This is a genomic window from Drouetiella sp. (genome assembly GCF_059504425.1).
In genome coordinates, this window is record NZ_JCACIN010000046.1 from 319936 (window position 1) to 326359 (window position 6424).

Genomic DNA, 6424 nt, shown 5'->3' on the forward strand with positions numbered 1-6424 from the left:
CTCTTTCAGATTAAAGTTTTGGGACTAGGTTTAGTGGGGAGCGCAGCCACCACTAAACCTAATTTGCAAGAGGTCTAGTGCAAGAGGTCTAGTTTTTGAAGTCCCGTGATCCTGTATAGCCCGACAAATCAGCCAACTGCTGAAGCGTCTGCGTTCCCGAAGTCATTTTGCCATTAATCTCCCAAGTCGGGAAACCCTCAATCTTCTTCTCTTGACACAGCGCAGTCTGAGAATTACGCCCATCAGGCGCACATTCCACCACTGGCAACACTGCCACAGCCTGCTTCCCAAACAACTGCTTTTGGTCATGACAGTGCGGACACCAGTAGGCAGAGTACATCTTCGCCCCAACGCTAGTTAAATGCCGAGCAAGCTGAAGTTCTGACTGACCTGATAACGTCGTAATAGCAGGCGCAGCCCGACCCGGCGCATCAGGATTTGCCACAGCAGAGCCGTTAACATTCGCATAAACGCCCAGCGTCCCCACGATCGTCACCATACTCACCAAAATTCCCGTAAAGAAAAGCTGCCCCACATCCTCCCAATCACGCCCAAATAGCGTTAGCACAAACAGCGTTAGGGCAAAAATCGCAGAGGCGAGGCAGTAGTAGCACAACCCCTTTGCCCCATAAAGCGCCACATACTGAGAAAACATGATGTACATCAGATAGGCGCTAAACACCAGCATTGCCGTCGCTCCCGCAAACAGCAGCAGCCAGGTTTGGTTTTCTAGATTCGATCGCTGCGATCGCTCCTTCTCAGGATTCACCGCCAGCGGCACCAGCGCAAAAGCAGCCATGCCCACATAAGCCAGCAAACCAAACAGCGCCAAAGGCAACCCGAAAACAGTGGCATACGGCCCAGAAAGCACCTGTTCACAGCCGCTAGTCGGGCAGGCTGTTTCTCCCCCAAATAGCTTAGTAGCAGTGATATATCCCGTATTTAGCGCCCCCAGAACAGCAACCGCAGCAATCAAATACCGCGATTGACGGTACATCCAGGGAATTTGACGACGACGGCTAGTCATAAGGCTCCAGTTGCAAGAGGCTTCAGAGAGAGCAAAGTAAAAAATCAGATCGAACCGCTAGATTAACAAGCAGCTTACCTGTAATCCATTCTGACTCAAACTTAAACATAAAGTGCCCTATTTGAAAACCTCAAGGAACACAGAAGTTTTATGCTAAAGGTTCGCGCCGCACAAACCTACGCACAAATTTACGTTGAGGTTGATAGCCCTGCAACCTGCGAATTGGGAGCCAGCGCGGCGATCGCCGCATCCGACTTGACAACTCCTTGAACTGCTCCTTGAGCCGCCAGACTGCGCCGCATGGCCTCCACAAATTGGCTAACGCGAATTGGATCGATCGGCTGATCGATTTTGCCACGCCGCTTCAACGAGCTAGACACAATCACACCATCTGCAGCTTGAATCAGCTGAGGAATATTCTCCCAGCTAGCGCCGCTGCCAATAAACACCGGAGTTCCGTTAGCAGCAGCACTCGCCAGCTCTAGATCCTCCAGAGTAGGAGGACTTCCGGTTGCCCAGCCCGACAAAATTACCCCATCCGCCAAACCGCGATCGATCGTTTCCTGGACTGCCGTAGTTAGATTAGGAGAACCCAGCGGTCGAGCATGTTTTACCAGCACATCCGCCAAGATCTTGACATCGCTGCCCAACTCTCGCCGATAGCGCAGTAGCGTATGGGCTTCCCCTTCAATCAAGCCCTGATCAGTTGCCATAATGCCCGTCAGCACGTTAACCCGAATGAATCGGGCCTGAGTGCAGGTGGCGATCGCAATGGCGCTCCGAGCATCATTACGCAAGACATTTAACCCGATCGGCAGCGTCACCAGATTCATCAAGCGCTGTACCACCAGAGTCATAGCGCTCACCACAGCCGGATCAACACAGCTTTTAGCAAACGGTGCATCAAAGAAATTCTCGACAATGATGGCATCTACGCCTCCAGAGGCAAGTGCCGTGGCTTCCTGCTCAGCGCGATCGATCACTGCCTGGAGACTGCCACCCCAACGAGGAGAGGTAGGAAGCGGCAGCAAATGCACAACGCCGATTACGGGATTTACAGTTTTAAAGGTTTGTTTCAAGTCCACTGGTCTAAGATAGATATCGGGCGAATTGATATCGGGATTCAAGCATATTCAAGGAAACTTGCCAAGAAAATTTACGCAAGGCAGAGGTGTCCCCTCTACTACTTAAATTTACTCTAACAGTGTGCCTCCGACCTGAGAGATCTCCATTGAACTGTGTCGTGAGCTATTTATTATCGAAGTATTTGTGTTAAGATTGTTGTACTTCCTGCCTGAGACGGGCTGAACTTGATTGTTAAAGGTCTGGGTTAGATCCATAGATCAAGAGTTCAGTTCTCGAAGCCCTTTGAAGTTACCTCTTAGATACAGGCTACAAATGGGTAAGCCACGTCTGAAGTAAGCCGCCGCGCCAATCCGTGCGATTGCAGTTAACGATGCCTCCCAACCTAGTTGGGATAGCTCTAGAGACAGAAGTCTAGCCCGTTGATGAAGCGATCGCCACAACCTGAAAATTGGCAACTTTGTCACACTAGAAGTCTCAAAAAACATCACCTGCATGGGCAACAAACTCTCTATTGCCGTCTCTCATTTAGGTTGCGAAAAAAACCGAATTGATACAGAGCATATGCTCGGTCTGCTGGTTCAAGCTGGATATCAGGTAGATTCCAACGAGGAGCTGGCAGACTATGTTATTGTCAATACTTGCAGCTTTATCCAGTCAGCCCGCGAAGAATCGGTTCGGACGCTGGTAGAGCTAGCAGAAGACAACAAAAAGATCGTCATTACGGGCTGCATGGCACAGCACTTTCAGCAAGAATTGTTGGACGCAATTCCAGAAGCTGTGGCTGTTGTAGGCACGGGTGACTATCACAAAATTGTTGACGTAATCCAGCGGGCAGAGACGGGAGAACGGGTTAGCGAAATTTCTGTTGACCCCGTCTACATTGCCGATGAAACGGTGCCTCGCTACCGAACTACCACTGAGGGAGTCGCCTACCTGCGGGTAGCGGAGGGCTGTGACTATCGTTGCGCCTTTTGCATCATTCCTCATCTGCGGGGCAATCAGCGATCGCGCTCCATTGAGTCGATTGTTGCTGAAGCCGAACAGTTGGCTACTGAGGGCGTTCAGGAAATTATCCTGATCTCGCAGATCACCACCAACTACGGGTTGGATCTGTACGGCGAACCGAGGTTGGCAGAGTTGCTGCGAGCCTTGGGCAAGGTACAGGTGCCTTGGATTCGCATGCACTATGCTTATCCAACTGGGTTGACTCCGAAAGTGATTGAGGCAATGCGAGAAACGCCAAACGTACTGCCCTATCTCGACCTGCCGCTTCAGCATTCTCACCCTGAGGTGCTGAAAGCCATGAACCGTCCCTGGCAAGGGCAGGTAAACGACAAAATTATCGATCGCATTAAAGCCGCCTTGCCCAACGCGGTTTTGCGAACGACCTTCATCGTGGGCTTCCCTGGCGAGACAGATGAGCATTTCCAGCATTTGCTCCAGTTTGTCCAGCGCCATGAATTCGATCACGTTGGGGTGTTCACGTTCTCTCCCGAAGAAGGAACACCCGCCCATGACATGCTTAACCAGATTTCGCAAGAAGTTATGGATGAGCGACGGGATGCCTTGATGACTGTGCAGCAGCCGATCTCGCTGCGAAAGAATCGGGCAGAAATTGGCAAAGTTGTTGATGTGTTGGTTGAACAAGAAAATCCTGAGACTGGGGAATTGGTGGGGCGATCGGCTCGCTTTGCGCCTGAGGTTGATGGATTGGTCTATGTCCAGGGAGATGCGCGTCTGGGATCGATGATTCCGGTGGCGATCGCCGATGCCGATGTCTATGACCTTTACGGTCACGTTGCCGATACTTCAACTCAATTGAGAGGCGCAATCAGCCGTGTCTCTGTTCATACGTCCTAAGCCCATACATCTCAGTTCATACGCTCAAAATTCACCCTCTTAAAGGAGTTTTCAATGACGCTTTCGTTTAATAGTCTTGGTCTGTCTGAAACCGTTGTTCGCCACCTGGAAAAAACAGGATTTACGGAGCCAACCGCGATTCAGGCGCAAGCCATTCCTCACCTGCTGGCTGGGCGCGATGTCGTCGGTCAGGCGCAAACAGGTACAGGTAAAACAGCCGCTTTCTCGCTGCCCTTGCTGGAGCGGATTGACCTCAACAGCAACGCCGTTCAGGCGCTCATTCTCACCCCAACCCGTGAGCTTGCTGTTCAGGTGCATCAATCCATGCGCACCTTTAGCGAAGATCGCCGCCTACAAATTCTGCCAATTTACGGCGGTCAAGCGATCGACCTGCAAATTCGTCGTCTGCAGCGCGGCGTTCAGGTGGTCGTGGGCACCCCCGGACGAGTGCTGGATCTGCTGAAGCGCGGCGACCTCAAGCTTAATCACCTCAGCTGGCTGGTGCTAGATGAGGCAGATGAAATGCTGAACATGGGCTTTATTCAAGATGTCGAAAGGATTCTGGCACAGGCTCCCGCCGAACGCCAAACTGCTTTCTTCTCAGCAACTATGGAGCCTTCCATTCGAGCTTTGGCGGCTAAGTTCTTGCGATCGCCCGTCACCGTCACGGTTGAGCAGCCCAAGGCAGCTCCCACTCGAATCAATCAGGTGGTCTATATCGTGCCACGCGGCTGGACGAAGAGCAGAGCACTTCAGCCCATCTTAGAAATGGAAGATCCAGAGTCGGCTCTGATCTTTGTCCGCACCCGCAAAGCTGCTGCCGATCTGACTCGTCAGTTGCAGTCTGCAGGGCACAGCGTCGACGAGTATCATGGCGACTTGAGCCAATCCCAGCGAGAGCGTCTGCTGCTTCGCTTCCGTCAGCGTCAAGTGCGCTGGGTTGTGGCGACTGACATCGCAGCTCGTGGGCTGCACGTAGAAGATCTCACCCATGTGATCAACTACGATATGCCTGACAGCGTTGAGAACTACGTTCACCGGATTGGACGGACGGGTAGGGCAGGCAAGGAGGGCGTAGCCATCTCGCTGCTCCATGCTCTTGATAAGCGTAAGCTGCGAGATATCGAACACCACATTCGTCAGCGCTTGGAAATCGGCACCATTCCAACCCGTGCCCAAATTGAGGCTCGTCATCTACACAAATTGCAAGAGCAGCTCCGTGAAGCCCTTACGGGTGAGCGCATGGCTTCCTTCTTGCCGATCATCTCTCAACTCAGCGAGGAGTTTGATCCCCATACGATTGCAGCAGCAGCTCTACAGATGGCGTATGACCAAATTCGCCCAAGTTGGATGCGGGTTGATCAGCCTGGTAATGATGACGGCATGATGATGGACGAACCCAGACAGCGCAGCTATGGTGGCGGTCACGGCGGCGGTCACGGTGGCGGTCACGGCGGTCCCAAGTCCAAGCCTATTGTCAAGAAAGACAAGCCCCGCATTCCTTCTAAGCCGTAGAGTTTGAGGTGTACTGCTTGCGCCTCTTGGTACGAGCAGTACACCTCTCAGTTTTTAGGAACTTCCTCTATGCTTTCTTCTGAGTTGCTGCGTTACTACCGTTGGGTTAGCCAACAGCCCCTGGCGATCGTCGATGTGGAGACCACAGGGCGATATGCCACCACCAGTCGCCTGACAGAGATTTCTGTGATTCGGGCGACTTTGGCTGAAGGGGTTCTTGAGCAGCAGACGAGCCTGATCAATCCCCAAGAGCGAATTCCTGCAAAGATTGTTCAATTTACGGGCATTTCTCAGGCAATGGTGGAGACTGCACCCCTCGCCGCTGAGATTCTTCCCACCTTTTTGCCGCTGCTCAACAGCGGCATTTTGGCGGCTCATAACCTTGAGTTTGATTATGGTTTCTTGCAGACAGCGTTTGCCCGATTGGGTTTAGCCTTCGATCGCCCAGAGGATCAGCAGCTTTGCACGGTTCAGCTCTCTCGGCTAATGCTGCCGGATTTGCCCTCTCGCAGTTTGCCTGATCTGGTGCGCCATTTCCAATTTAACGTGGGCAAATCTCACCGCGCTGCCGCCGATACCCTCGCCTGTTGGCTATTGGCTGAGCAACTGCTCACTGAAATTAACGCCGAAGAGGATCAGGTGCTGCTGGCTCGATTTGCACGACAGTGGTTGCCCCTCAAATATGCGGCGCGGCTATTGGGCTGTTCGCAAGCTGAAGGGCGATCCCGCCTTGCAGAGGTAGCCTCGCGGTTTGTGGGTCGCGGGAGCAGTGGCACTTGGATGTACCGACGGGGCGATGTGGAGAAAGTATTCTACGAGCAGCAAGAGAATCAGCTTTCCTTGCTGTAAAGGTGGCGTTGCTTTTACGCGATTCAGCACTGCCCTCAGGGCGAACGCATCTTAACCACACAAGACCTTGAGCAAATAGTCTTCATC

The 6424-nt window shown here is 52.6% G+C and carries 5 protein-coding genes; 3 read left to right on the forward strand and 2 right to left on the reverse strand.

Annotation, left to right across the window (positions count from 1 at the left end):
* Positions 1 to 88 precede the first annotated feature (88 nt).
* Both AC5JMP_RS12125 and btpA read right to left on the reverse strand, forming a co-directional pair.
* The gene (locus AC5JMP_RS12125; protein ID WP_495851716.1) at positions 89 to 1027 is read right to left on the reverse strand and encodes a vitamin K epoxide reductase family protein; all 939 of its coding nucleotides are present in this window, start codon (positions 1025 to 1027) and stop codon (positions 89 to 91) included.
* Positions 1028 to 1215: 188 nt separating this feature from the next.
* Positions 1216 to 2112, reverse strand: a complete 897-nt coding sequence (btpA, locus tag AC5JMP_RS12130; protein ID WP_495851717.1) for a photosystem I biogenesis protein BtpA — start codon at positions 2110 to 2112, stop codon at positions 1216 to 1218.
* Positions 2113 to 2605: 493 nt separating this feature from the next.
* On the opposite strand from btpA, the gene rimO reads away from it, so the two are divergent.
* From rimO to AC5JMP_RS12145, 3 genes are all read left to right on the forward strand, one after another.
* Entirely contained in the window at positions 2606 to 3973 is a 1368-nt protein-coding gene (gene rimO / locus AC5JMP_RS12135; RefSeq protein WP_495851718.1) for a 30S ribosomal protein S12 methylthiotransferase RimO, read from the forward strand.
* A 54-nt stretch (positions 3974 to 4027) separates the two neighbouring features.
* Positions 4028 to 5488: a DEAD/DEAH box helicase gene (locus AC5JMP_RS12140; RefSeq protein WP_495851719.1), complete on the forward strand. Its 1461-nt coding sequence runs from the start codon at positions 4028 to 4030 to the stop codon at positions 5486 to 5488.
* A 69-nt stretch (positions 5489 to 5557) separates the two neighbouring features.
* Positions 5558 to 6337, forward strand: coding sequence for a 3'-5' exonuclease (locus AC5JMP_RS12145; protein WP_495851720.1), 780 nt, complete (start codon positions 5558 to 5560; stop codon positions 6335 to 6337).
* Positions 6338 to 6424: the final 87 nt, after the last annotated feature.